Source organism: Endozoicomonas sp. ALC013 (assembly GCF_049310205.1).
GTDB lineage: Bacteria > Pseudomonadota > Gammaproteobacteria > Pseudomonadales > Endozoicomonadaceae > Endozoicomonas.
In genome coordinates, this window is sequence record NZ_JBLYNS010000051.1 from 1 (window position 1) to 25,110 (window position 25,110).

At 50.0% G+C, this 25,110-nt stretch carries 24 protein-coding genes; 5 read left to right on the forward strand and 19 right to left on the reverse strand.

The window, feature by feature from the left end; all coding sequences use genetic code 11:
• Nucleotides 1-1,199 (forward strand): FimV/HubP family polar landmark protein (locus ACO6V1_RS11315; protein ID WP_422466915.1); only part of this gene is annotated, 1,199 nt, incomplete at its 5' end.
• A gap of 74 nt (nucleotides 1,200-1,273) precedes the next feature.
• On the opposite strand, the gene ACO6V1_RS11320 is transcribed toward ACO6V1_RS11315, so the two are convergent.
• The 13 genes from ACO6V1_RS11320 to recQ all read right to left on the reverse strand — a co-directional run bounded on the left by ACO6V1_RS11320 (nucleotide 1,274) and on the right by recQ (nucleotide 11,776).
• Entirely contained in the window at nucleotides 1,274-2,116 is an 843-nt protein-coding gene (locus ACO6V1_RS11320; RefSeq protein ID WP_422445699.1) for a hypothetical protein, read from the reverse strand.
• 41 nt (nucleotides 2,117-2,157) lie between these two features.
• A complete protein-coding gene (locus ACO6V1_RS11325) occupies nucleotides 2,158-3,120 on the reverse strand; it encodes a type II secretion system F family protein (RefSeq protein ID WP_422445697.1) in 963 nt (320 codons plus the stop codon).
• Between the two features lie 20 nt (nucleotides 3,121-3,140).
• Entirely contained in the window at nucleotides 3,141-3,743 is a 603-nt protein-coding gene (locus ACO6V1_RS11330; RefSeq protein ID WP_422459635.1) for a type II secretion system F family protein, read from the reverse strand.
• Nucleotides 3,743-4,111, reverse strand: coding sequence for a hypothetical protein (locus ACO6V1_RS11335; protein ID WP_422459633.1), 369 nt, complete (start codon nucleotides 4,109-4,111; stop codon nucleotides 3,743-3,745). The genes ACO6V1_RS11330 and ACO6V1_RS11335 overlap by 1 nt, the downstream gene beginning before the upstream one ends.
• Nucleotides 4,108-4,458: a hypothetical protein gene (locus tag ACO6V1_RS11340; RefSeq protein WP_422466917.1), complete on the reverse strand. Its 351-nt coding sequence runs from the start codon at nucleotides 4,456-4,458 to the stop codon at nucleotides 4,108-4,110. The genes ACO6V1_RS11335 and ACO6V1_RS11340 overlap by 4 nt, the downstream gene beginning before the upstream one ends.
• Complete coding sequence (locus ACO6V1_RS11345; protein WP_422466919.1) at nucleotides 4,446-5,216, reverse strand: CpaF family protein; 771 nt, start codon at nucleotides 5,214-5,216, stop codon at nucleotides 4,446-4,448. The genes ACO6V1_RS11340 and ACO6V1_RS11345 overlap by 13 nt, the downstream gene beginning before the upstream one ends.
• Nucleotides 5,146-6,168, reverse strand: a complete 1,023-nt coding sequence (locus ACO6V1_RS11350; protein WP_422466921.1) for an AAA family ATPase — start codon at nucleotides 6,166-6,168, stop codon at nucleotides 5,146-5,148. The genes ACO6V1_RS11345 and ACO6V1_RS11350 overlap by 71 nt, the downstream gene beginning before the upstream one ends.
• Before the next feature lie 52 nt (nucleotides 6,169-6,220).
• Complete coding sequence (locus tag ACO6V1_RS11355) at nucleotides 6,221-6,589, reverse strand: hypothetical protein (protein WP_422459631.1); 369 nt, start codon at nucleotides 6,587-6,589, stop codon at nucleotides 6,221-6,223.
• Between the two features lie 87 nt (nucleotides 6,590-6,676).
• The gene (locus ACO6V1_RS11360; protein WP_422466923.1) at nucleotides 6,677-7,540 is read right to left on the reverse strand and encodes a hypothetical protein; all 864 of its coding nucleotides are present in this window, start codon (nucleotides 7,538-7,540) and stop codon (nucleotides 6,677-6,679) included.
• The gene (locus ACO6V1_RS11365) at nucleotides 7,540-8,052 is read right to left on the reverse strand and encodes a pilus assembly protein N-terminal domain-containing protein (protein ID WP_422445687.1); all 513 of its coding nucleotides are present in this window, start codon (nucleotides 8,050-8,052) and stop codon (nucleotides 7,540-7,542) included. The genes ACO6V1_RS11360 and ACO6V1_RS11365 overlap by 1 nt, the downstream gene beginning before the upstream one ends.
• Nucleotides 8,053-8,532: 480 nt before the next feature.
• Nucleotides 8,533-8,973: a Flp pilus assembly protein CpaB gene (cpaB, locus tag ACO6V1_RS11370; protein WP_422445685.1), complete on the reverse strand. Its 441-nt coding sequence runs from the start codon at nucleotides 8,971-8,973 to the stop codon at nucleotides 8,533-8,535.
• 6 nt (nucleotides 8,974-8,979) lie between these two features.
• Nucleotides 8,980-9,138, reverse strand: a complete 159-nt coding sequence (locus tag ACO6V1_RS11375; protein WP_422445683.1) for a hypothetical protein — start codon at nucleotides 9,136-9,138, stop codon at nucleotides 8,980-8,982.
• A gap of 427 nt (nucleotides 9,139-9,565) precedes the next feature.
• Nucleotides 9,566-11,776 (reverse strand): DNA helicase RecQ, encoded by a 2,211-nt coding sequence (gene recQ, locus ACO6V1_RS11380; RefSeq protein ID WP_422459628.1) that lies wholly within the window; start codon nucleotides 11,774-11,776, stop codon nucleotides 9,566-9,568.
• A 659-nt stretch (nucleotides 11,777-12,435) separates the two neighbouring features.
• On the opposite strand from recQ, the gene dusA reads away from it, so the two are divergent.
• Nucleotides 12,436-13,443 (forward strand): tRNA dihydrouridine(20/20a) synthase DusA, encoded by a 1,008-nt coding sequence (gene dusA, locus ACO6V1_RS11385; protein ID WP_422445679.1) that lies wholly within the window; start codon nucleotides 12,436-12,438, stop codon nucleotides 13,441-13,443.
• A 192-nt stretch (nucleotides 13,444-13,635) separates the two neighbouring features.
• Here dusA and ACO6V1_RS11390 read toward each other — a convergent pair whose 3' ends face one another.
• The 4 genes from ACO6V1_RS11390 to ACO6V1_RS11405 all read right to left on the reverse strand — a co-directional run bounded on the left by ACO6V1_RS11390 (nucleotide 13,636) and on the right by ACO6V1_RS11405 (nucleotide 17,087).
• Nucleotides 13,636-14,139, reverse strand: coding sequence for an STAS domain-containing protein (locus tag ACO6V1_RS11390; protein ID WP_101748885.1), 504 nt, complete (start codon nucleotides 14,137-14,139; stop codon nucleotides 13,636-13,638).
• A 2-nt stretch (nucleotides 14,140-14,141) separates the two neighbouring features.
• Complete coding sequence (locus ACO6V1_RS11395; protein WP_422445676.1) at nucleotides 14,142-15,317, reverse strand: SpoIIE family protein phosphatase; 1,176 nt, start codon at nucleotides 15,315-15,317, stop codon at nucleotides 14,142-14,144.
• Nucleotides 15,318-15,519: 202 nt separating this feature from the next.
• Complete coding sequence (locus ACO6V1_RS11400; RefSeq protein ID WP_422445674.1) at nucleotides 15,520-16,221, reverse strand: MlaA family lipoprotein; 702 nt, start codon at nucleotides 16,219-16,221, stop codon at nucleotides 15,520-15,522.
• Nucleotides 16,222-16,481: 260 nt separating this feature from the next.
• Nucleotides 16,482-17,087, reverse strand: coding sequence for a hypothetical protein (locus ACO6V1_RS11405; protein WP_422466929.1), 606 nt, complete (start codon nucleotides 17,085-17,087; stop codon nucleotides 16,482-16,484).
• Nucleotides 17,088-17,657: 570 nt separating this feature from the next.
• On the opposite strand from ACO6V1_RS11405, the gene ACO6V1_RS11410 reads away from it, so the two are divergent.
• From ACO6V1_RS11410 to ACO6V1_RS11420, 3 genes are all read left to right on the forward strand, one after another.
• Entirely contained in the window at nucleotides 17,658-19,469 is a 1,812-nt protein-coding gene (locus ACO6V1_RS11410) for a hypothetical protein (protein ID WP_422445672.1), read from the forward strand.
• 59 nt (nucleotides 19,470-19,528) lie between these two features.
• Nucleotides 19,529-19,798 carry a hypothetical protein gene (locus ACO6V1_RS11415; RefSeq protein WP_422445670.1) on the forward strand — a complete coding sequence of 90 codons (270 nt, stop codon included), beginning with the start codon at nucleotides 19,529-19,531 and terminating at the stop codon, nucleotides 19,796-19,798.
• Between the two features lie 498 nt (nucleotides 19,799-20,296).
• On the forward strand, nucleotides 20,297-23,071 hold the full coding sequence (locus ACO6V1_RS11420) for a hypothetical protein (RefSeq protein ID WP_422466925.1): 2,775 nt from the start codon (nucleotides 20,297-20,299) through the stop codon (nucleotides 23,069-23,071).
• A gap of 122 nt (nucleotides 23,072-23,193) precedes the next feature.
• On the opposite strand, the gene asd is transcribed toward ACO6V1_RS11420, so the two are convergent.
• Both asd and galK read right to left on the reverse strand, forming a co-directional pair.
• Nucleotides 23,194-23,811: an archaetidylserine decarboxylase gene (asd, locus tag ACO6V1_RS11425; RefSeq protein ID WP_422445666.1), complete on the reverse strand. Its 618-nt coding sequence runs from the start codon at nucleotides 23,809-23,811 to the stop codon at nucleotides 23,194-23,196.
• A 143-nt stretch (nucleotides 23,812-23,954) separates the two neighbouring features.
• Entirely contained in the window at nucleotides 23,955-25,106 is a 1,152-nt protein-coding gene (gene galK / locus ACO6V1_RS11430; RefSeq protein ID WP_422459622.1) for a galactokinase, read from the reverse strand.
• Between the last annotated feature and the right edge of the window lie 4 nt (nucleotides 25,107-25,110).

The window sequence follows — 25,110 nt, forward strand, 5'->3', positions numbered from 1 at the left end:
CCCGTGAACAGCTTGATAAGCTGAGCCGGGAGAATGCCGAGCTCAAGAGCCGGTTGAAAGATCTGGATGATCAGATTGCTACCCTGAAGCGTCTGGTTGCCTTAAAAGACGATCAGATGGCGGCCTTGCAAAACCAGTCCCGGTCGTTACCCACCCAGCGCCAGGCAGAGACAGCATCCCCGGGCATGATGTCTACGCTCTTTGGCAACCCTCTGATCATGCTCCTGCTGGCTTTGATACCATTGGGAGGCGCTGGCTGGCTCTTTTATCAGCGGCGCAGGAAACAGCAGGAAGCGCTGGACGACGAAGATGTTGACATTCAACCTGTCAATTTGAATAAGGAGGTACCGATTGATGCCTCCCCAAAGCCAACAGCCTCTCCCAGCGCAGAGGATGAGCTTAAGTTTGATGAAGCGCTGGCCATCGATGATTCGATCATTAATGAAGTAGACGCTGATGGGGAAACCGCTGGGCAGACCGAAGACCCGCTCAGTGAAGCCGATATTTATATTGCCTATGGTCGCCTGGATCAGGCTGAGGAACTATTGACTCAGGCAATCTTCAATGAACCGGGAAGATCTGACCTTAAGCTGAAGCTTGTTGAGGTTCATTCAGAAAGTGGCGATCTTGAAAAGTTCAACCAGGCCTTAGCCGATCTGGAGGCAACCGGCGATCCGGCTGCCATGCGTGCAGCGGAGGAGTTCAAGGCCCGATTCCCTGACGCATTTGAAGGTGTTTCAGCACCGGACGAAATCGCCGGGATGTCAGACCTTGATCTGGATGGCCTTGGGCTGGATGGTGATGAGCAGGGATTAGACTCTCTGGATGACCTGGACTTTGACCTGGATGATTTTGATCTGGATGAAGAGCCTGAAGCCGCTGAACAGTTTGAGACCAGTGGGCTTGATGATCTGGATGACCTTGATTTTGGTGTTGAGTCAGACGATGTGCTTGCCCGGGATAGTCAGGCCGCTTTCTCCGATGAAGGTGGTTCCAGCCTTGAAGCTTCTCTGGATGATGACCTGGACTTCCTCTCCGATGGCGATGAGGTTGCCACCAAGCTTGATCTGGCCAGGGCTTATATGGATATGGGAGACAGCGAAGGGGCCTCGGCAATCCTGCAGGAAGTTATGGAGCAGGGCAGTGATGAACAGAAGCAGGAAGCGATGTTACTTATGCAGAATGCCGGAACCCATTGATCGGGTTGATCAACCCTCTACTTCTGAAAGAGCTCTTGTGAGCTCTTTTTTTTGAGACCTTTCCTGAAGGCAGCCTACTGATGAGGGTTCAGGTTGTCCGCTGGACTTGATAAAGACTCATTCACCTGCTGCACCTTGCCCAGGTTATTAAGCAGGGTTGGATCATTAGGGGTGAGGGTCAGTGCCTCCCGATAAAAGCGTTCTGCCCGCTGGTAATCTTTGCTCAGATCAGCAAGAACGCCAAGACCATTGAGTGATCGTATTGGCTGATAGCCAGTCATCGCATTACGTTCAGAATGCTCGCCAATATTTTCAGACTGCTGTCGCCAAAGTGACACCGCCCTGTGGAGCAGTGCTGCTGCCTGCTCATTTTGCCTGCCTTGCAGCCTGATAAGCCCCAGAGCTTCCAATGCCGCAACAGGATAGGGATGATCGTTCACTATCTGTTGGTAAATACGCTCTGCCAGTGCTTGCTGTCCGGTCTGCTGGTAAAGTCCTGCCAGTTTCAGGCAGGCCAGATAACCCTGATCCCTGGCGTTATCTGTCTCTTTTATTTCCGCATTCTCCATTCCGGGGTTGAGTGCATCCTGTAATTCAGCCTTTATTGCATTGTTTGCCAGCTCAATGGTTCTGACATAGTAGGCCGCTGCCCGATCTGTTTCTCCCCCGGACCAGGCAATATCCCCCTTCATTAGAGCCTGCTCCATGGTCAGGCTCTGTTCAATACCCAGCATCTCTGCTGTCAATGTACCCTGATAAAGTTCTGGCGTCTGAGCTGTTGCAGCAACGGAGTCCGTCGATGTCTTTTGCGGCAGTCCCTGACAGCCAGCCAATAACAGAGTAGATATCAGTAATGGGTAACCGTATTTTTCGGTTGGTAAGCAGCGTTGCAGTAAAGCGGGTATGGATAACGGCATGGTAACTTCCCGATGCATATCTTCTATTGGTAGGGTGTCGGTTAAAACTGGCTGAATGATTCGATCAGCTGCATGATTGTCGGCCCAACCGCCACCAGGAAAAAGGCGGGCAGCAGAAACAGAATCAGGGGAAAGATCATTTTGGTGCCAATTTTGGCTGCCAGCTCTTCCGCAGACTTAATCCGCCGGTCCCGGAAATCTTCCGAAAATGTTCTGAGAGTATCGGCAATACTGGATCCATAGCGGATACTGTCACTCAGTGTGCTGATCAGGCCATCCACCTCTTTCAACCGGATGCGCATGCCCATATCTTGCAGCGCCTTATCGGACGGAACACCCGCACGCATGGCCGCATTGACCAGTTCCAGCTCATTGGCCAGTTCCGGATGGCTGATGTAGAGATCATCAGACAGACGTTGTATAGCACTGCGCAGACCAAGCCCTGCTTCCAGGGAAACCACCAGTAGTTCCAACGCATCCGGAATGGCCAGGCGTATCCGCTGCTGCCGCCGTTGAATCAAGCCAGTGAGTATCCGGTTGGGTAGCATCATGCCCAGCCAGGCACTGCCCGAAAAGGCAAACAGCCAGAGCTGGAAAGACATTTTCTCTACCACCAGGGCGCACACCGACAATACGACAATGGGCAAACCGGCGGCCAGTATCACTTTTAACCCGTAGAATACCCACAAGGCACTGTCTGCACGCCAGCCAGCCTGAACCAGACGGGCCTGTACCCGACTGCGCTCCCAGTTATCTTTTGGCAGAATGTAGGCCTGTATCGGACGCAGAGCCTGAAACATATCCACCCCGACCGGTGCGGTTCGGCTTTCGATATCGGAGATTTGTTTCAAACGACGGCGAACCGGATCGGTCATACCGGTTGCAAAGGTGTACACGCCCATCAACAGTGTCGCGACGGACAGGGAGATCAGTGTTAAAAGCACCAGTCGGCCTGCCTGCATATCCCCAAGGGCAGTCTGTAATTCGGTTAACAGGTTTTCCATAACCACTCCCACATATTTCGCTACATACGAACTTTCAGTAGCTGTCGAATCCAGAGAACGCCCATAACGATCATGGCCAGAGCAGTCATCAACAGTTGATTACCACTTTCCGTTGCCAGCAGAGGCGTCAGGTAACCGGGATTAATGATATACAGCAAACCAAACATGCCAAATGGCATCAGACTCAGGACCCAGGCACCTATCCGTCCTTCAGCACTGAGGGTTCTGACCCGGCGCTGAAAACGAAAGCGTTCCCGCATCTGCTGATTAATCCTGCCCAGCACCTCAGTTATATTGCCACCGGTATCCCGCTGCACCAGTATTGACACCACCAGCATCATCATGGCCACGGAAGGTACCCGCTGCAACATGGCAAGCAACGCTCGACGCATATCATTGCCGTAGTTGATATCGGCAAAGGTCAGGGCGAACTCGCCTGCCAGTGGGTTGGCCTGTTCTTCCGACACAATACGAACGGTTTCAATAAAGGGGTGTCCGGCCCGCAGGGCATTGACCATGGTTTCTATGGCATCCGGAAGTTGTTCCTCAATACGATCCAGGCGTTTTTTCCGATCCATGATGACCTGGACAAATGGCAATGCAGTGCCCACCACAAAGGCCATCAGAGAGAACGCTGGGGAACCCGTAAAAAACCAGAGACTAAAACCGGCCGTGATCCCCGCCAGCAACCCGGTAGCGACCAGTCTGTGTGCAGCATTTCCCGGCCAGATTGCTCGATATACAGGCTCAGACGCTCCATCAGGGGAAGCTCTTCCAGTCGACGTTCCCAGGGTTGCAGATTTCTGAGGTATTTTTCCCGCAGAATACGCTGCAGCGTTGGTGTATGGTCTGCCAGTTCAAGGCGGTGCATCCGGCTCTTTAAACGACGGCGGACTTCACGTTTTTCACCAACCAGGGGAACAGTCAGTGGACTGAGCAAGGCAAACACAGCAATAAATACCAGCAGGGCAAATATCAGTTGTGGATTCATGGAGCAACTCCCAGCTCACCTGATGGGCCATACTGCCATTCGGTATCAAAGACATCCCTGGACAGTTCAATACCGTACAGTGCCAGACGGTGATAGAGTTCAGGCACCAGACCGGTTGCCTTGTAAACACCGGTAACCTGACCGGACTCGTCATGGCCACGGCGCTGGAAGCGGAAAATCTCGGTCATGGTAATGATATCCTGCTCTATTCCGTTCACTTCCTGAATACTCACAATACGACGTTTACCGTCTTCCATGCGTTCCAGCTGCACAACCAGGTCAATGGCAGAAGCGATCTGCTGCCGGAGGGATTGTTGGGAAAATGCCAGGCCAGTCATCTGTACCATATTATCCAGGCGTTGCAGTGCATCCCTGGGCGTATTGGCATGGTCGTTAGGGAGCCATCGTGCCCGGTGTTCATGGCCGTGAGCATATCCAGGGCCTCGGCTCCCCGAACCTCACCGACCACAATACGATCCGGTCGCATCCGCAAACTGTTTTTGACCAGCTCCCGCTGATTAATTTCCCCTTTGCCTTCCAGATTGGCAGGACGGGTTTCCAGGCGGACCACATGGGGTTGCTGCAGTTGCAGTTCGGCAGAGTCTTCTATGGTGATGATGCGGTCATCTTCAGGAATGCAGCCAGAGAGGGCATTAAGCAGTGTGGTTTTCCCGGTGCCGGTGCCACCGGAGACCAGGATATTCAAGCGCATCCTGACCATGGCCTCCAGGGTTCGGGCCATTTGTGGTGCCATGGCACCCAGTTCCGCCAGGTGCAGAAGGCTCATCCGGTCAACGGTGGCACGGCGGATGGAGAGGGACGGGCCATCCAGTGCCAATGGCGGAATAATCGCGTTTACCCTTGAACCATCGGGCAATCGGGCATCCACCTGTTGTCCTGTTTCCTCTATCTGTCGACGGGCCTGGTCATGGGGGAGCTTGCTCAGGCGGGGCAGATCAAGACGTTCCAGTAACTCTTCATGCACCCGTTGTTGCCAGTGATTCTGCAACTCCCTGAGGCGACGGGCCTGAAGACTATCCTCTTCGCTGGTCTCTTTGATCACTGGCGACGATAGTGAATTGATCCCGGGAAAGCCCAAGTTCACTTTCCGACAAGTCCAGCCAGCGCAGGGCATTGCGAAGGGAAAGCATATCCTGCTGAATAACCAGGCAGATATCGTCGGCCTGATCCTGGATAAAGGTACTGATATTGGTGGGAAACATAGGCAGGTCAATCACCACATCGTCCCGTCCCTGTTTCAGCAGTTTCAGCAGCCTGGCCAGCTGGTCGGTATCCGGGTCAGAATACGCCATCAGGTCTGGCTGCTTCATGGCCAGCACCTCAAGCCCACTCTCGTGTCTGGCCAGATAACCGGCCAGCGCCGTTTGATCCAGGGAAGGCAGTTCAGTCAGCACATCTTCAAGGCCATAATCGCTGTACAGATCCATAAACTGCAGCACCGAGCCCATTCTGAAATTGAGGTCCAGCAACAGGTTTTTCTGGTGACTGGTTGCCTTGATATGGGCCAGGTTACAGGCCAGAAAGGTGGCACCGGCACCACCGGAGGCAGAAAGCGCGGCAGTTACCCTTGCATGCCTGATGCTTGAGTTGGCCTGCCGATGTTTAAAAAGGGTTTCCAGAAGAGAAAGCAGTTCCTGGTTGCTGAATGGCTCTGGCAGATAATCACTGGCTCCGGCCCGCATGGCGGCTCTCATCAGCAATGGTTGATCGGCAGGGCCGATAACGATCAGCGTCGTTTTTCCGGCGGTGTTGTTTATTACCGGAAGCAGCGATGACAGGGCATTGAGTTGTTGCTCCGGTTGCTGGCCCAGTCGGTGAATGATCACGTCAACCGGTTGTTGTTGCTGGAGTAGCTGTGTGAATGTGTCTTCACTCTGCAGTAACAGGCGTTGGCTATTAATCTCCACTACTGGTGCCAGAATGGCATTCAACCAATCCAGGGACTGCTCTGAATCACCCGTCAACAGTACTTCCAGTTGTTCCTGCTTTTGTTCAGGATAGAGGGGTTCACGGCTGGCTGGTTTGGTATTTTTCATAGATAAACTCACTGACATCTGCCTTCTGACTTTATTATGGGTATTGTTCTTATCAGCTACTGCACGGCGTACCACTGTTTGTCCAACCCAGGCTCTCCCTGGGCAGAATAACCTGGAAAGGGGGCATGGCCATGGTTTTGGGGAACCCCATCAGATTGACCGGAGTGACAAATTCAAATGAATAGCCGCCACTCCCCTGCGCGAGTTGAGCCCTGACAAAACGGATGGAATCATAGGCAGCACAGTTAGCTGGGGAGGCAATGACGCTGCCATCCACATCCAGATAGGCCAGATCAATATTAAACAGCCCGGATTCTTCATCCACATCATCCAGAAAGACTCTGGCGGGCTCCAACATAAAAAAACAGGCAAACTGCTTTCTGGAAAGGTCATTTACACCGCAGGTTGGAGCAACGGGCATTTTCAAGACACGGCGGTTGGTCTCACATCGGCTGGCACCACAAGAGCCTGTGCCATTGTTCAGGTCATTCAGATAGTCGGAATAAATTTAGGGATAGTTCGAAGCCTGCTCTACTTGAGAGGGCCACCTTCTCCGGAATTCATATACTTGCCCTTCACTGTTTCCTCTGGGTCTGTACCGGGCAGAATAACGATTCAATACTGAGCAGGCCGAGCCAGTACAGGCTTCTTTATTCCTGGTAGCAAATTTTGAGTTGATATCGGCGCTGAACGCATCATTTCCAAAGGTGTTGATGCCCAGCCGGGTATTTAGGAGGGTTCCCGGGCGCAATGTAAAGGAACCATAACCAAACTCATCGACCACACGAGTGGGAGTATCCTCATACATGAGGACATTTTCACCACTGCCAAGCATGACCGACGTAATCTCGTATAGTAGTGGGGTGTTGAGTAATTGTTCATCAAACCCGGTTGTATCAATAAACATCCGGAAACCAATAACATTGTTCAGGTTGGTATCATCCAGGAATGACTCCAGAAAATGGTAAATTTTCGGGTCGTTAGTATCTGCTGGCCCGGGATCACCCAAATTATTGGTACAGGCCATAATTGGCGCAACGCTGTAGGCATGTTCCGGTGCCGGACCGGCGACAGCCGTCGCTGTTAATGTGGTATCTCCAACACCCGCCAGACCCAGCAAAATCGGGGAAACTGTTTCTGAAATACTGACGGCAAAACGCCCGCTCAAATCGGTGCTTACTCCCTCCGGGTCAGAGATATCGATATTCAAAGATTCCGTATTGCCGCCCATTGCCCGAATGGTGGCGAGAGCGTTGGCTTCCGCTGCGTTATAGGTCTCATCGGTAAAGTGATGCCGTTCTTTCATCACGCAACCGGTTAATGCCACTGATACCAGGGTGAGAAGAAGTATGGAACGTTTACTGTGGATCATTAGTAATCACCTCCCAGGTCATGACCGTACTCGCCTTCCGCACCGGCATGGGCTATTCGTTTCTGCGGGTTATCGGTTGCCGACTGAACTTCCAGCATCACCTGGCGGGCACCGCCAATGCTCATCAAACTGATGACACTGGCATCGTCGTCAGTTCCGGCAGCAAAACTCTGAGCCAGACGAATAGCGGAATCCTGAACGATGGCGTCGGATACTTCACCGGAAAGCACAATATCCCGGCCACTGCTGCGCACTTCAATGGTTTCTCCGGGCAGCAGGCGATACAGTTTACGCTTCAGCAGATTCAGGTCGTGGGTCACTTCAATATTGAGATTGGCCAGCAGTTGGTCCTTGTTGTCCCAGGCGTGAATATTGGTTTGTCCCAGGGCTTTGGCAACCACGTATACCTGACCACTGTCCAGTACCAGCAGGTCGGCAATATCGGGATTCCCCACCGAAATCCGGCCCGGCTTGCCCGCAAGATTGATCAGCCGTGACTGATTAATAGCCACCTGATGCTGATGATGACTGCCCCGTGAAATATCAATGGCGCTGGCCGCAAAAGTACGCTCGGGTATCAGTGGGGCTAATAACAGTGTCGAGTAATCTATGATTATCTTGGTTAATCTGCTTTTTTATTGCCTTATTCAACGGTTGCTACTACCTTGTTTCTGCCATCCTCGCTACGGGCGCTATTCTCGGTCAGCCTCCTAGGCGACCTCGTCTAGGTGACCCCGTCGGGACATGTTACAGCCCGACGTTAATCCCTACAGAAGAGCTGCGTAAGACTTACTCCGGTAAGCGGTGGCGTTGACGATGTAGATAAACCCAGATAATCCTGATTATCGTAGGTTTTTAGTAACGGTTGATAACAGACACAGTGAGAGACTGCCGAGAGCGCAGCCTTTGATGCACTTTCTGAAAAACCCTCTGGCCAGCTTCTTGAGAATAATTCGATTCGGTGAACATAACATCGTAAACACTACCCCTGATCAGTTGCTGGAAGCCAGAGAGGCCGGTTGCCCGGAAGCACCCGGGCTGACAGACTGGCCTTTCAGTCGGGTCAGCTCCCGGGAGGTGCCCCGGATAATCTGCAGCCGGTTATCTTCTACCTCCGGATACAAAGATTCTTCCGGATTGCGCAAAGAAAGTTGCAGGCTGCCACGGCTGCTGGCCAGCACCAGGGATTCGCTGTCCCGTGGTGAGACTTCCAGGGTCACCGAGCGCACCACCTGAGGGCGACCACTGTCGTTGATTGCCTGCTGGTCTACTGCCAGCACTACCACATCTGAAAGAAGAATTTCGGAGTTGTCCGTATTATTGGTGCCACCGCTGCGGGCAGTCTGGATAGACAGCACATCCACCCGGTCGCCGGGCAGTACAAAACCGGCAACACCACTGACATCGTTTACCCGAACGCTCACCGCCCGCATGCCCGGCTATACCCGGGTGGCCAGCAAACCACCAGTACCGGCATCGGTTAACCGTGCGGACATAATAATATCCCACGGCAACAGTGCATTCAGGGCCATCTTACCGTTTATTTCTGTAAGCCTGGTCAGGGCACCGTCGGGCAGATGCTCAAGGGCAATATCCATGGTGGAAAATTGCAGAATAACGCCGGTGGCAATGGCCAGGGCATAGGGGAAAATGCTGTGTCAATCTTTCCTTTCAGAGTCTTTCCAATTGCAGCAAAGTCTACTCCTGTAGCGGAGAAAAGTGCTGAAACTCCCGCAATAACTGCCCCAGCCAAAACCGCATACTCAACAGCAGCCAGCCCATCTTCTTCTTTAAGGAAATCGCGAATCAATTGCCTGATCATGTTAATCATCCTTTTACTAACTTTATAAATGTGATCGGTTTGGAAGCGATTGGTACTAATATCCCTGCAATCGCTGGACTTATATTAATCAGCTTGTGTCTATAGTTTGTGTGAATTTGGTCAATATTTTATCTGTATGCCATTTGAACGGATATTTCTTCGGTGAGTTCATACCCTGCGACAAGCCGAATCCTTTTTGATTATTATCTGTTGTCGCCGGTTTTGTCCGTGAGTGATTCCGGATGTTGAACCAGATAGTGCAGCCTTAACAGATGCAACTCATCATAAGAAACCTGTTCCTGCATGGCATCAAACAATGGGCGTAAACGATCAGTACCATGGGTGTTTATGGCTTCCAGAACACGAGCCTGTTGTGCAGGCAATAACCGGGACTGTTGGAGAAAAGCATCCGAAACCGGTAGATGAGCGACTTCCGTCTGGTATTTATAGAGATGGCTGAGCAGGGTAGACAGCTTCAGATTAAACTCCTCCTGAAGGCGGTTGAGACAGTTATGCTGGCTGAACGACTCCCCAACCTCAACATGTCTGCCCCGGCTTGTTGTTCGATAACGGGGGCGGCTGTTACTGGCAGAAGGTTGTGCAATCTCTTCTATCTGATGTTTTTCGCAGAATGACAGGATTTCATGGAGAAACGCATCCCCATAGTGATCCAGTTTTACCTGGCCAACACCACTGACCTGTAACAGGCTGTCTCTGGATTGTGGAAATCTGGCCGACATCTCAATCAGGGTTTTGTCGGAAAAAATAATGTAGGGCGGTACGTTCTCCTGATCTGCCAGCACCTTGCGACAGGCCCTGAGAATATCAAACAGCTCGTGGTTATAATCCGGGCTGCCCTGTTTTTCTGTTGCTGCTTTACTGGCGGGTTCTGCTCTTTGGGTGAGCCTGAGCTGGATTTGCTGAGCCCCTTTGAGCACGGCACGGGCATTGTCGGTCAGTTTTAAGCTGCCGTATTCCGCATCCTGAAGTACCAGGTTTTCCTGTATCAATTTACGGGCCAGCTGCTGCCACTGGGGTCTGGTCAATTCAGTACCGATGCCGTAGGTGGGAATCTGGTCATGTTGGCGCTCCCGGATTCTTTTGGATTTTGAACCTCGCAGCACATCAATCACATAGGACACACCAAAGAGCTGGCCTGTGCGATAGATGCAGGAGAGCAGTTTCTGGGCGGGTACGGTCACATCGGTAAAGGGTTGTTTTTCGGATAGGCAGTTGTCGCAGAGCTGACAGTTTTCCTGGCTATAGGCTTCACCAAAATAGTGCAGCAGCGGTGCTCTGCGGCACTCCTCGGATTCGGCATAGCCGATCAGGGCGTTCAGGTGCTGGTTGGCGATGCGCTGTTCCGAATCGGGTTTCTGGTTGATAAAGAACTTGACCTTCTGAATATCGCCATAGCTGAACAGGAAGTGGCAGTTGGCAGGCAGTCCGTCCCGCCCGGCACGACCGATCTGCTGATAGTAGCTTTCAATATTCTGGGGCATATCAAAGTGGAGGACAAAACGAACGTTGGATTTATTGATGCCCATGCCAAACGCCACGGTGGCCACCATGATCTGAATATCATCCCGGATAAAAGCGGACTGGTTGGCTTTGCGTACTTCACTGGCAAGTCCGGCATGATAGGGCGCTACGGAACAACCGTTATCAGCCAGAATCTGCGTCAGTTCATCCACCTGTTTCCTGGAATTGCAGTAGATAATGCCGGACTGGTTCTGGTATTTCTCAATCAGTTTCAGGGTCTGGTCAACAGGCTTCTTTTTCTCAATCACCTCCAGAAACAGGTTGGTCCGGTTAAAGCTGGCGATAAACTCATTGCTATCGGACATCTGCAGGCTGGTTTTTATATCCTGCTGTACCCTTGGTGTGGCGGTGGCTGTCAGTGCTACACAGACGGCATTTGGAAAGTGTCGGCGCACCTCCGCCAGTTGCCGGTATTCCGGGCGGAAATCATGGCCCCATTCGGAGATGCAGTGGGCTTCATCAATGGTTAGGCAGTCGATGTTTAGGGTGCTGAGCAACTGTTGCGTACGTTCCAGCATCAGGGTTTCCGGTGCCATATACAGCAGCTTGATATTGCCATTCTGTACCTGGCCCAGGGTGTTATGATAATCCGCACTGCTCAGGGTGCTGTTTAACAGGGCGGCAGGGATGCCCAGAGACGTCAGTTGATGAACCTGATCTTCCATCAGGGAGATCAGCGGCGAGATCACCAGGGTCAGGCCCGGAAAGATCAGCGCCGGGATCTGGTAACAGATAGACTTTCCACCACCGGTGGGCATGATGGCCAGCGTGTCGTTACGAGCCAGTATGTTGTCAATAATGGCGCTCTGGTGTGAGCGAAATGCATCGTATCCAAAGACGGAATTGAGTATTTCTAGTGCTGGTGCGGACATAGCTATTTGGATTCAGGCTGTTTCAGGATAGAAATTCCAGTGGTTGTCCTTTTTACCGTCTTTATGCTGCCATTTTCAACTTTATTTGCTGGTTCAAAAAGGCTGGCCCGTGGAAATTGTATGGGAATTTGCATTGAAGTTATTTTCACCAGCACAGGAGAACAGGCAATTACCCTTTGCCCTCCGTAGCCTTTTGGTTTTAAGCAAGAATAGCCTTCCCACTGTTTTTTGCTAAGAAAAATACTCAGGGTGTGTCTAGTTCACGGTTTCAATGTATTTGACGGGTTCTCTTTATCAATGAAGCCCAAACTCCGTTCGTCCTGAGCGGAGTCGAAGGGCGCAAACTCCATACCCTGAGGACTGTGCCAATCACCCTTCGACTCCGCTCAGGGTGAACGGAGAATACACCCCAAACTCATTGAAATGGTGGGCCAGGAGCACTTGTCACCTCTAATGGTTTTTTTGAGTCTTAACGGCATACCGCACATTTCCCGACTTTGTTTTTCTTGTTGAGGTTGTCATACTTGACCGCTATTTTTTTCAGGGTTCTGAGGTCGTGTTTCACTACTTTTATTGGGTAGTAAATGCGTAGCAAATACGTAGCAAATGGCAGTCGATTTCGGGGTTTTTCAGATTATGTCAGTGGACCTTAGTGGTTAATGAATCAACCTATAGCTAATAAAGAGACAACGGTGGTTTCACCGGGTCGGCGATTTTCCGTGGCACCAATGATGGACTGGACGGACCGACACTGTCGCTACTTCCACCGCGTCCTGTCTGAGCGGGCACTGCTGTACACCGAGATGGTCACCACCGGTGCCCTGGTGTTCGGCGATAAAGACCGCTTTTTACAGCATGATGCATTTGAATACCCATTGGCCATTCAGCTCGGTGGACACGATGCCAGCGACCTTGCCTTTTGTGCCGGGCTGGCGGAAGAGCGGGGTTATCAGGAAGTGAACCTGAACGTGGGTTGTCCCAGTGACCGGGTGCAAAATGGCCGTATCGGTGCCTGTCTGATGGCAGAGCCGGAAACCGTAGCCAATGCTGTCAGAGCCATGAAAGAGCGTGTATCCATTCCGGTAACGGTAAAGCATCGCATTGGTATTAATGGTCGCGAGTCCTGGGAAGAGTTGCTGGACTTTGTCGGTACCGTAGCACAGGCGGGGTGCGATACCTTTATTGTTCATGCCCGTATTGCCGTTCTGGAAGGGCTTTCTCCGAAGGAGAATCGGGATATTCCGCCGTTAAAGCCAGATTGGGTGTATGCGCTTAAAACTCAGTTTCCCGGGCTGAATATTTCTATCAATGGCGGGATCAAGACCTTTGAGGAGATCGATCATCACCTGCAGTATGTGGATGGAGTGATGCTCGGTCGTGAAGCCTACCAGAATCCGTATCTGCTATCGGAGGTGGATGGTCGGCTCTATGGTTGTCAGCAGCCCGTGAAGAGTCGCGCTGAAGTGATCGAGAAGATGCTGCCCTATATTGAGTCAGAGCTTGCCAGGGGAACATGGCTTAGCCATATTACCCGCCATATGCTGGGGCTTTATCACGGTGTACCCGGCGGCCGTCGTTTTCGCCGGCATATCAGTGAAAATGCCCATAAAGCCGGTGCCGGGATTGAAGTGCTGCTTGATGCTGTCAGGCTTGTGGAAAGCGTGTAATACATGGGAGCCTGTCGGACTTAAGACTGTCCTACTGCGGTTGCGGTAAATTGGTCTAAAAATTCCTGCTTCTTCGTCAAATAGCCCCGCTATTCTCCTCAGAAGCAGAAATTTTTATCCTCAATTTCTCGCTACCCTCGCTACGGACGCTTAAGTCCGACAGGCTCCCGGGAGGCAATGTGCAAACCAACGTCAGGCAGTCACCTCTGGCTGCCTGCAACGCTCCAGTTGTTTAACCAGGTCACTGAAGGCCTTCTGGTTGTTTTCATTCAGGCTCATCAGTGTCCTGTGGGCTTCCAGTACCCGGGCATGAATGGATTCCTCACTGCACTCCTCGCATTCAATGTCCTGGTATTCGCAGGTCTGACCGGCGACATCTTCAACAATGATAAAGATTCGCTCAAAACCCATGCTCATAAGGATTCTGGTGATATCAGGGCGGGGAGATATCAGCACTGGCCGCTGGTCTATCTGCTTTCTGGCCATAATGGATAATTTCGCCAATAGCCCCAGTGACGTGCTATCGATGGTTTCCGCCTCTGAAAGGTCAACAATCACAGAACGAAATCGCGGCTCTTCGAACATGGCCTGAAGCAGATTCTCCAGACTGGAGCAGAGGGTGAGTCGAACTTCTCCGATCAGCTTCAGTACGTAGGTACCTTCGCTTTCGGCAAACTGAATTTTTCCGGGTGTCATAATCAGTATCGAGCCAGTATTAACATTGCAATGTCATCAGGAGCTTCCTGAATATCATTGAGTCCCAGTCTTTCGGTCAATGTTGCTATGGTGTCGGCACCTTCTCCGATAACCGATAATAAATGATCTTCCTTTTCTTTGAGGCTTTTCTGGGGCAAAACCTCAAGAATACCATCTGATAGAATAGTTAAGCTGAATTGCCGGGGCAAGTCTATAATGACATCCTCATAAACAGCATCCTCAAACAATCCTACCGGTAAGCCTTTGCCTTCAAGAAAACGGACCTGTTTGCCTTCTTCAGCGATCACGGGTAATGGAAAATGTCCGCCAAACGAGTAGGTAAGCGTCTGGTCACGGGTATTGACTATGCCACCAAACACCGTGACATGTTTTCCCAGTCCGGTTTTCAGCAGGCTCTGGTTGATGTAGCTCAACACATGTGAAGGTTTGACCCTGATTTTACCGCCGTTGTTGTGATAGTCCTGAAGCAGGCTGATGGACATGTGCTTGAGAAGCACGGTAACAAAAGCAGATGACGCGCCATGCCCGGAGACATCGGCCAGATAGAAGGCAAAACTGTGGTCACTGAGCGTGAAATAGTCGACAAAATCCCCGCTTAAATAGAGGGATGGGATGATGTTGTGGTCAACTTTGAAATTCCTGTATTCCAGCGGGTGTCTGGGCAGCATATTCATCTGCACCTGACGGCCGGCTTTCTGGTCCTCCTGCAGCAGGGTCAGGCTGCTCTTCAAAGAGTTGATGGCTTCTTCGAGGCTGGCCCGGTAGCGCTTGTTTTCCATCAGTAACTGGGCTTTTTCAAGAGCCCGGTGGATGGCGTACTCTAATACCTCAAGATCCACGATCGGCTTCACCAGGAAATCGCTGGCGCCAAGGTGCAGGGCTTCTACCACATCGGTCATAACGCCAGCGCCGGAGACAACAATAAAGGGTATGTCACTGGCTTCACTGCGCACCTGGCTCAGCATGGTGAGTCCATCCATGATCGGCATGCGAAGATCACACAGAATCAGGTCCGGATGGCAGTCACGAAAAATATGCAGGCCCTGTTGTCCATTTCCGGCTTCATGGGTTTTGAAGCCAATGCCTTGCAGGTAGGCGACAATGCTTTCACGTACTATAGTGTCATCATCGATGACCAGAATGGTACTGCCGGTCATGGATACACCCGCAAAGTAAAGTGAAGATAAGGACCCACGTGAACCCGATACATTCGGATAAAAAAACCACATTAAAATGTAAAGTTAAGGGAAAAATACTCCCAAGCTGCCTTGGCTGCAAGCGGGAGTATTGGCAAATTAATGTGTTTGCTTAAAGTCATCTGAGCCAATGACTGATGTGATTGTCATTGACGGTTTATAGTTAGAAGTCATCTTCAGGCAGCTGGCCGGTGATCAAATATTCACGTCTTTGTAAATAAGTGTCCCGGATAAACGTGTAACGGTCTCCAAGAATCAGCTCTTCAGCATCCAGGAATTGAGCGCGACGATTGATAAGGTCAATGCCGTCGAGAATCCAGCGATCCCGCTCAGAGTCATGATAGGCTACCGGATTGGTGAATGCATCAGGAATTCGGCCAACACCGGAACGGAACGTACTCGGGCCAAGTAACGGAAGCACAAGATAAGGTCCGGAAGGCACCCCCCAGTTGGCAAAAGCCAGCCCGAAATCGCTGTAGCGCTTATCAAGCCCCATGGGCGTTGCTACATCAATCAGGCCAAGAATACCCGCCGTTGAATTGATGATGAAGCGGCCCGATGACACCAGTGCATCCTGCCCTTTGAGCTGGACGCCGGCGCTGGCGATATTTCTCAGTTCCCCGAGGTTGCTGAAAAAGTTGCTGACTAAGGTTTGCACCGGCCCGGGGGTGACAAAGTGGTAGGTCTTTGCCACTGGCTTCAAGGCATAGTGATCCAGGGTGTCATTCAGTTTGAACACCCGGCGGTTCCAGCTCTCCAGTGGATCATCGTAAGAGACGGGTTCAGTGCCAAACGTCAAAGCGGGAAAGAGTGTCAGTACCATTACGACAACTGAACGAACAATAAACGCAGGAGAATGATTCACACGTTTGATCCTTGATTCCTTGTTAATTTTCAACCTCTTCAATGACTCTGGCACACCTGTTTTCTGTTGCATGCAATGACGGGATGAGTTTCGCAAAGGGTTTTCCTGGACGGTTAGCTGTCGGGATGAGTTATAAAAAAAACGATTAAGAGGCTATTCTAACTTGATCTCATGTACTATTGCCAACCCATAGTCAGCTTCAGAGTCAGAGGTTGAGAACAATCTCCCTGTCCCATCGCCATTGTCCAAGTGTCCCGGTATCACCCCGCCTGACTGGGTGAATCAGCTGTCGGGTTAAAGCCCGGAGTCTGTTTGGCCCCATCGCCCCATCGACGTAACAAAATCACGGACGGGAACGCAACCGCATACATCGTCAGCGAATACACCGCTGCTGGCAGGGCCAGGTCTGGCAAGCCTGTGCTCACGCCACTGATCAATACCGTCAGGGTCAGAGCCATGGGGGAATTCTGAATGCTGGCTTCAATGGCAAGGGTTTTGGACTCGGTACGGGTGAGACTAGACAATCGTACCAGTATTAAACCAAAACACGTCATCACAATGGGTAAGAAAAGAAGTCCCATAACCACTTGGGAAAAGTTAGTCATAACATTTTCGGCGGCGGACGCCACTGCACCAAGCACGATGATGGTCCACAGTGCGTAAGCCAAACGTTCGAGCCCGGTTTCAATCTTTACTGCAATCGACGTTTTAAAATGGCGGAAGACCACCCCGAGTGATACCGGCGTCGTGGTAATCAAAAAGGTGACCAAGGCAATGTCACTGAAGGAATACTGGTTTAATGCATCGCCCAGGAAATGGGTCAATGACAGTGACACCAGGAAAGGAACAGACACAAAGGCCAGAATACTGGTATTGAATTAACTTTTGTAGAGTGGTCAAAGAGAGGCATAGGAAGTTCTTTTTGCTGCTGAAAACTCAGAAACCATAATCCGCTGCCCTCACTTGTGGGAGCACTGGTTTGGACAATCACATTAATAGTGCATCGGGAATAAATATCTCGTTATTCTTTAATGATATCAAAAATTATTTTTTTATTTATAAAATATTTATTTGGCTGGGAAACTAATTAATAACTTTCCACTCTAAAACAAGAGTTCAAATTAATCGATTTTAAATAAAAACATAGAGAGGGAATGATCATGGGACCTGTAACTGATAATCCGGTGAAAACCCTGGCGGCCAATGCTGGGCCGGATACGGCTTATTCATCCGCCATCAAGGGTGTGAACGATGGAGCCAATGCAATACATCAAACAACCAAAGCTGCGGTTGATGACCTGGGCTTTAACAAGCCCGGTTTGATCAAATGGGGAAAATGGCTTGTTGGCAAGCTTGGCCCGTTTGGATACCTTGCCACTATTGTGCTTAGCCCGATACTTATCCCTGCCTCTCTGGCCTATGATGCAGGCAGAGGCATGAAACTCCTGTTCCGCAAGATTGCCAGGGTTGAAGAGCCGGTGCAAAAGCTCCTGCCAATGGTGGAAAAGCAGGTTCAGGAAGTCGGGAAGCTTAAGCATCACAAACAAGAATCTGATTCCAGACATGCACAGGTTTCTGACCAGCTGGCAGCCTGGAAGACCCACTCTGGTGAGTTAAAGAGCCTGAACGATCAGGTTAATGATCAGGCAAAGCAGTTGGAGCTTAAATTAAAACGGGAGCAGATGAGAAATCATGAGCTCAATCATCTGCTTGAACTTTTAGCCAATCGTGCAGATGGTCTTGAGAGCAATAATGCAGATAACCGTAATCGTTATCAGGATATAAGAGTTGCATTGGAGAAACAACTGGCTGAAAAATCGGTACGCATTGCAGAGCTTTCCAAAGAGCTTGAAGCAGCCCGGCAGCAACATGATCATGATCTGGAAGGTGATATGCGGACCAGACAGGAACAGGCTGATGTAATTCATAATCTTGAGAGCAAATTAGCAGCAGACCAGCAGCGAATGTCTGATTTAGAGGGTCTTTACGAGGCAGAGATATGCAAATTATCAGGTCGGCATCTCTTTGAAACGATGAAGTCAGATAATCAGCATAAGCTTGAATTGAAGGAGCTTTCGGCGACGCATCAATCTGATATGGATAAATTAGCGGGTGGTTATGAAGAAGCTATTAAGGATATCGAGGCTGAAAACGAAGAGCAGGTTCAAAAGCTGAAGGCGGAATGCAGCGAATTGGATCAGATGATGAAAGATCAATGTGCTAATAATGAGAGTCTGCAGTTTGTGGAAACATCGCTTAGAGCCCAGGTATCTCAGCTTGAACAACAATACAGTCAATCTTGTGATCAATTAACGAGTTTGAAGGAGCAATACAGTAATCTGCTTAAAGAAAAAGAAGCGGAAGCAAAGGCCGAAATTCATGCCCGATCACAGCTTGAGAATCATATTAAGCAACTTCAGGCGACACTGGATATTCCAAAGGATTCACCTGGAGTGCAGACATCTGAAGTCACAGTAAGTGAACCCCGAGTGCGGGTCGATATGTCTGCCCAGACAGAGATTGGTTCCTCGGATGCTGATTACCACATGGTTGAAGGTACCCTGGCAGGAGCGGGGTTTGAATTACTGATAAAACAGGCAGTTTCTGAGGACGAAGAGTCGCTGGGTATGCCTGTCCACGGTAACTCGGAGCAGGAAGTGGTAAACGTCAATGTCGGTACTCAATCTGAGCTGGAAAATATAACCGATAAGCTTCATGTTGCAGAAAGCAGTGTTCTGGACCTTTCTAATGAGTTGCGTGACCTCAGGGAAAAACTTAAAAGTAACGAAGGTGATGTAGCTCGTTTGGTGGAAGAAAATAAACAACTGTCAGAAGAAAAAGCAAAGCAAGATGAAGATTTAAATTCTCTGGAAATGTTGATTAGTGGAGAACGTTCGGATAGTGCGGATTTAACAGGTTTAAAAGGAGCATTAAAAGACAGGCTTGAAGCTGACGCTATGACAATCGGGGAGCTGGACGCTAAATTAAAATCTATTGATGAAGCAAAGCTCAAACTGCTGACACAAAATCAGGAATTGCATTACGAGAATGAGCGTTTATTGCAAGCAGTCAATCAATTTGAGGCGCTGCAGGAACAACAGGAAAAATTCATTGAACTTAATAAGGAGCTGCAGCAACAACAAAAGCAAGACGATCAAAGTACCGCTGAATTACCTCGGACTGAAACGCCTGGGTCAGTAGCTGCAAATGAGGTAGTAGAATCCGAAAATGTTGAACAAAAGCCATAACGCCAGTAGCAACCCAAAGGACGGCATTATCGCAAGCAACAGTTCGGCTGGATAGTGTCATGATTGGTTTAGTGAAGTGGCCCTATAGCCAGCTCTACAAATCCTTGTATCTGGCTTTTGATTACGGAGCGAAGCCCATGGCCTCATGGACATGGAAAAAGAGTACGGCTATTGCCGATTCTATACGGCAGAGCACCGGTTGGCTTAGTCGGAAGATATGGGCAAAAACGCCTGATCGGGCCGATTCCTGTGCTAACACGGACAGTCTGCCAGTGTCTTCCAGGCCGGAAGCGGATACTTCAACTTTACCCGATAATCCGGAAGTTTAGTTACGGCTATGCTATCCGGTTTATTCCTTGCATAGTCAGCCTCCGAGAAGCCTGCCTTACTTAATACTGTCCTGCGCGGCAACTGCTCCTGCGTTCCCCTGATACATGGTTTCAATGTCATTGATGGGTTCTCTATCAATGACGCCCAAACTTTGTTCATCCCAAACGGAGTCGAAGGGTGTAAACACCATACCCAAGACTGTGCCAATCACCCTTCGTTCGTGCATCCTGCGCTGAGATTACACCTCAAACTCATTGAAACGGTGTGCCTGCTCCTGCATCCATGCAGTCGTGCGGTTGCGATAAATGGGTCTAAAACCCCGAACAACCCGATTGTCGAGTTTTCTCTCCCTGGTTTTCAGATAATGAGTTATCGGATATTGAAATTAAAACACTGTCTTTTGATTTTAAAAAAAATATGAATTCATGCAACTTTCTCCAGCTTTATCTTCTCCAAGCATTGTTATTTTGGCCCAACAAAAAATGCAAGGTAATAAAATGTCTTATAGCAATATCATGACAACTCCCCCCGCGCCCAGCTTATATACTGGTGTGCCGCCGTCTGCTCCCGAAACGGGGCAGGGGCAGGGGCAGGTTTCCTGGGGGGGGAATAGAGTATCTGATCACAAGGCTGACATGCCTCATTTGTCAGGGCATCAGGAAGGGCGAGCTCCATCATTTGATGGCTCTCCCCCTTTTGATGGTCGTGTTGTTGATCATGTTAACCCTGAGGCTATGTTCAGGTTGAAGGATCACAACAATGAGCTGAGGAAGCAGAAAAATGAACTTCGCATGGCACTTCGTGACACCAGGGAAAAACTAAAAGCCAGTGAACAACGAAGTCATCAACTGGCAAAAAGAGCTGATATTACTCCTGACAGATATACTGAATTATTAGCGACGGAGCGAAGATCCTCAAGATGGGAGAATTCGAGCCAGCGCATGACTGATTGTACGGAGCGACTCCTGGACTCTCACCAAATGGCCGGTCAAACAATCGAGATGCTACTGGCGAAGAATGAATCATTAACTGAGTTACAGGGGCAGATGAGTGACACTCTTAATAGTGTCAACCATGAGCTCAAAGGGGAGAGAGAGCAATCAGAGCAGGCTCAATTGAAATGGAGCGAGGCAGAGCAAGAGGTAGCCCGACTAAACACTGAGTTGCAATCTGCGCATGCGGATAAACAATCTCTGGAAGGTCAGCTCAATCGCGCGTTAGACCATGCAAGCAATGCTGAAGGCAAGATGTATGCAGAGGCTGAGAAGAATCTTCAGCTGAAATCCGCAATGTCAGAGCTGGTGACTGAAAAGTCAGGGCTGTCAGCGACCATTGAGAACATGGATCGTCGCGTGGCTTTTTTGAACAAAGAGATTGAGCGGGATGGGCAGGCGCTGTCTGCAACAAACCTGGAGAAGAACCAGTTAAAAGAAGAGTTGGACTCATATCGGAAAAATGAGACCCGGTTGCAAAATGAACTACATAACACGAAAACCAGTCTGGAGGTTGCCAATGACCAACTGACCCGCTCGGAGAATTTATTAAGTGATACACAAAATGAACTTTCGGAAATAAAGAAAGAGGCACTTTCCCTGGAGCAACAGCTGACCAGGGTTCAGGCGGATAAAAATCACGTATCGGAATGCGCCAGGCAACTGCAGACCACGCTAAAGGAGAAACTGGAGTCAATAGAAAACCTCCAGACTGAACGTGCACGAATGGGAAAAGAAGTTGACTCTTTACGGGAGGAGGTGGGTCAAAGTAAGGGACGGGTCGCTCACCTGGAGCAAGAACTGAAAGCAAGCGAAAGAAATATTAAAGGTTTAGAGCAACGAATCGAACAACAGGTGTCAGAACTTGGCACTATGCATCGCATGGGAACGGAGTTTAATAATACAAAAACCCTTAATACAGAGTTGCAGCAGAAAAATCAGAAACTAACGGGTGAATTGGAAACAGCTCATAAGCAGGCCAGGGATAACCGGGCCCTGTACGATGCAACTTTACTTGAAAAGGGTAAAACGGATCAGGCTCTGATGAAGGAGCAGAAGTCTCATAAAACAGATATTGAAAATTTTCAAAAAACGATCCAGAGTCAACAGGAGTCAATTCAGACTCATTTGTCATCAATTTCGGCGCGTGAGAAAGAAATTCGTGATCTGAACACTCAGGTACGTGGCCTTGGTGCCGAATTGGCTACCGCTAAAGCTGAAGGTAATAAGGAAGAAATTCAAAGACTACGCCACGATGTTGCCGTAAAAGAACAAAAAATTGCGATACTTCAGGAACAGCAAAGGGTATCCCAGACACAGATAGATACGCTGCGTGAACAGATCGATCAGCTGCAGCAAAAACTGGCTGAATCTGAACTGGAGTGTAAGAAGGGGGTGGCAACCATCAATGGTCATATGTCTTTAATGAATAAAGCAGAAGTTGAGATCCGGGAGCTACGAGAACAACTGGAGGGAATCAACAGTATTAAAAAAAGCATTCTTGAACTGAAAGGTGGTGTACAAATGACTGGTAAGCGTATGGATGACTTCAGTGTTCGTTTACAAAATTGTGAGGGAAAAATACAGGAATTTATCAGCAAAATAGAATCAATTATTAATATCCCGAACCTTGGACCAATGGTGAATGATATAAAGAGTGAATTGAAAGGGCTGGGTAAAGAGTTCTCGACGATAAGAACGGAGCAGGGGCAGAACGAAAATAGACTTGCTTCTCTGGAATCAAGAACAGAGCTGCTGGAAAGTACCAGCAAGACAAGTGTCACCATTAAAAGAGAAGAGAGGTCTATTGAGTCAGGCCCTTCTTCATTGGTGATGAGTACGCCTGGCTTTGATGACCTGTCCCAGTATGAGATCCAAAGAGGGCTCGCTGCCGACCTGGGGGTTGAGGGTGCAGCCAGCAGTATCAGCCAGAGTCGCCTGGACCAGACTGGTGTGGATTCAGCGTACACTTCATTGCAATTACAGAGTCAATCAACAGCTGATGGAACAATGGTTCAATCAAGGCCGACCCACCTGCAGGATGGCTCCAGCTTGATAGGCGGCCTGACACCGATTGGGCGTTATGGGGACGGCTTTTCATCCTCGGAGGATAACTACTTGCGTGATCCTTCCCCTGACATTCAGGAACTATTAAATGAGAATTTTGACTCTGAATCTCGTTCGGAAAGTATTGACCATAGTATGAGTAGTTCGAGGGATATGGACACCATGGAGTCGTTAACAATGCCACTCAACGGAGATAGCAGCGACGAAGCGTGACACTAATCATCTGGCTGAGGATACCTCTGAAGCGATTCAGAGGTATTTTTATGTGTATGGAATGAATACCTCTGTGAAAAAATTGTTTCAATCCGGAACGCTGCCGATGGCAGTCCCCATTTTTATTTTGTTGTCTGGCTGGTGGTGTTCAAGCCAGCCCAAATCATTTGTCTCAGGGTTCCGCTGGTGGGCATGTGAACACGATGATAGTCCCCCGGGGAGAGGTAGATAGTCATAAACAGGCCATGCTTGAATCGGCTGGCCAGCTGATTGTCTCCGGCAAATAACGCTGAAAGGCTGTAATCATGTTGCTTTGCCTGAAAAATCCGGCCGTTGTCAACAGCTCCCATCTGGCTGATAGTGCCATCTACCGGGCTGATGATCAGATCCGGGTCGTCCGGGAGCGGGCGTGCCCCTTTTTTCAGGGCGCGTGTGAAAAAGTCGTTAAAGTTCCGATAGTTATCAGGATGCTCATGGAGCGCTTCACTCAAATCGATGTTATTTCTGGCGGTGAATTCGCTGATTAACTGATTTTTAAGCCATGGCCATTTTTTTTCAGCGAGGGAGTGAGCCAGATAGTTGATCAATTGGTGAGGCAGCAGCCTTTGCAGGTAAGGGGGGACGCTGTAAGCAGTTTCTGACTGGGCAGGGGGCTGCTCAGCTATAGAACATTCAGAAAAGCTGATAATTGCTGTCAGAATAATGCAGCCGGTCAGTAGTATTCGCTGTAAACAGAGCATGCAGGGTATCGCGGTCAGTGCCTTCCAGGTAGTTGGTTAAAAGATTAGACCGCGAAAAGAGAAAAAAGTTACCCGGGAATCGGGTTTCTGAAGTCAATAACTTCAGGACAGGGACCCCTTGAGGGATCCCATTGATTAGCTACTTACGCTTCACCAGCCCCCTGGGAGGCACGGCAAACGTAGATATCAGCCACAAGGCCATTGGAGCAGGTCGGATAGTGTTCAGTAACCGCCTGTGTGACCGCATCCACTTTTTCCGCTGGAATCAGTGCAACGACGCAACCGCCAAAGCCGCCACCGGTCATTCTGACACCGCCTTCACTGCCAATCACCGCTTTGACAATATCAACAATACCGTCGATGGGCGGTACGGTAATCTCAAAGTCGTCCCGCATGGAGAGATGGGATTCAGCCATTAATCTGCCCATGGCTTCCAGGTCACCCCTGCCCAGTGCTTCGGCAGCGGCCAGGGTGCGATCATTTTCAGTCACCACATGGCGGGCCCGCCGGTAGGTCAGTTCATCCAGTTCGCCCTGGCTGGCTTCCAGCTGGTCCAGGGTGATATCCCGCAGGGCTTTGACGCCAAAGTGCTGTGCTGCTGCTTCGCACTGTGCACGACGGGTGTTGTATTCGCTGTCTACCAGGCCACGTTTGACATTGGAGTTGATAATCACCACCGCCGCATTTTCAGGGATGGGCACCAGTCGGGTATCCAGGGATCGACAGTCCAGCAGCATGGCATGGTCTTCCTTGCCGCAGGCGGAAATCATCTGGTCCATAATGCCGCACTTGCAGCCAACAAACTCGTTCTCTGCCTGCTGGCCAATCAATGCCAGCTCTTTCAGGCTGACATCCAGTCCGGCCATTCGGGTCAGGGTCAGTCCGGTAACCACTTCCAGACAAGCGGATGAACTGAGGCCGGCACCCTGGGGAACATTGCCAATAATGGCAATATTGACACCCTTGAGGCTCATTTCCTTTTCCAGCAGTACGGTGGCGACACCACGGACGTAGTTGCTCCAGAAGGCTTCTTCACTGTGCGGAACCGGCAGGGACAGTTCAAACTCGGTTACCTGCCCGTCGTAACTGTGCGCCGTGGCCATGACTTTCTGGTCATCTCTGGGAGAAGCCGCAATCACTGCCTGATAGTCAATGGCACAGGGCAATACGTAACCATCGTTGTAGTCGGTGTGCTCACCAATCAGATTGACCCGGCCAGGTGCCTGGAAATAGTGGGTTGGCTGATGACCGAAGGTTATCTCGAAAAGTTCAGTCAGTGTTTGTTTCTGGTTCATCTTA

What these genes read in the sequence shown, in the direction of transcription:
- ACO6V1_RS11320 (WP_422445699.1), bottom strand. Translation starts at nt 2,116, where the DNA reads ATGCCGTTATCCATACCCGCTTTACTGCAACGCTGCTTACCAACCGAA.
- ACO6V1_RS11325 (WP_422445697.1), bottom strand. Translation starts at nt 3,120, where the DNA reads ATGGAAAACCTGTTAACCGAATTACAGACTGCCCTTGGGGATATGCAG.
- ACO6V1_RS11330 (WP_422459635.1), bottom strand. Translation starts at nt 3,743, where the DNA reads ATGGCCTTTGTGGTGGGCACTGCATTGCCATTTGTCCAGGTCATCATG.
- ACO6V1_RS11335 (WP_422459633.1), bottom strand. Translation starts at nt 4,111, where the DNA reads ATGAATCCACAACTGATATTTGCCCTGCTGGTATTTATTGCTGTGTTT.
- ACO6V1_RS11340 (WP_422466917.1), bottom strand. Translation starts at nt 4,458, where the DNA reads ATGGTACAGATGACTGGCCTGGCATTTTCCCAACAATCCCTCCGGCAG.
- ACO6V1_RS11350 (WP_422466921.1), bottom strand. Translation starts at nt 6,168, where the DNA reads ATGAAAAATACCAAACCAGCCAGCCGTGAACCCCTCTATCCTGAACAA.
- ACO6V1_RS11355 (WP_422459631.1), bottom strand. Translation starts at nt 6,589, where the DNA reads ATGCCCGTTGCTCCAACCTGCGGTGTAAATGACCTTTCCAGAAAGCAG.
- ACO6V1_RS11360 (WP_422466923.1), bottom strand. Translation starts at nt 7,540, where the DNA reads ATGATCCACAGTAAACGTTCCATACTTCTTCTCACCCTGGTATCAGTG.
- cpaB (WP_422445685.1), bottom strand. Translation starts at nt 8,973, where the DNA reads ATGCGGGCGGTGAGCGTTCGGGTAAACGATGTCAGTGGTGTTGCCGGT.
- ACO6V1_RS11375 (WP_422445683.1), bottom strand. Translation starts at nt 9,138, where the DNA reads ATGGATATTGCCCTTGAGCATCTGCCCGACGGTGCCCTGACCAGGCTT.
- recQ (WP_422459628.1), bottom strand. Translation starts at nt 11,776, where the DNA reads ATGTCCGCACCAGCACTAGAAATACTCAATTCCGTCTTTGGATACGAT.
- dusA (WP_422445679.1), top strand. Translation starts at nt 12,436, where the DNA reads ATGAATCAACCTATAGCTAATAAAGAGACAACGGTGGTTTCACCGGGT.
- ACO6V1_RS11390 (WP_101748885.1), bottom strand. Translation starts at nt 14,139, where the DNA reads ATGACACCCGGAAAAATTCAGTTTGCCGAAAGCGAAGGTACCTACGTA.
- ACO6V1_RS11395 (WP_422445676.1), bottom strand. Translation starts at nt 15,317, where the DNA reads ATGACCGGCAGTACCATTCTGGTCATCGATGATGACACTATAGTACGT.
- ACO6V1_RS11410 (WP_422445672.1), top strand. Translation starts at nt 17,658, where the DNA reads ATGAAACTCCTGTTCCGCAAGATTGCCAGGGTTGAAGAGCCGGTGCAA.
- ACO6V1_RS11415 (WP_422445670.1), top strand. Translation starts at nt 19,529, where the DNA reads ATGATTGGTTTAGTGAAGTGGCCCTATAGCCAGCTCTACAAATCCTTG.
- ACO6V1_RS11420 (WP_422466925.1), top strand. Translation starts at nt 20,297, where the DNA reads ATGTCTTATAGCAATATCATGACAACTCCCCCCGCGCCCAGCTTATAT.
- asd (WP_422445666.1), bottom strand. Translation starts at nt 23,811, where the DNA reads ATGCTCTGTTTACAGCGAATACTACTGACCGGCTGCATTATTCTGACA.
- galK (WP_422459622.1), bottom strand. Translation starts at nt 25,106, where the DNA reads ATGAACCAGAAACAAACACTGACTGAACTTTTCGAGATAACCTTCGGT.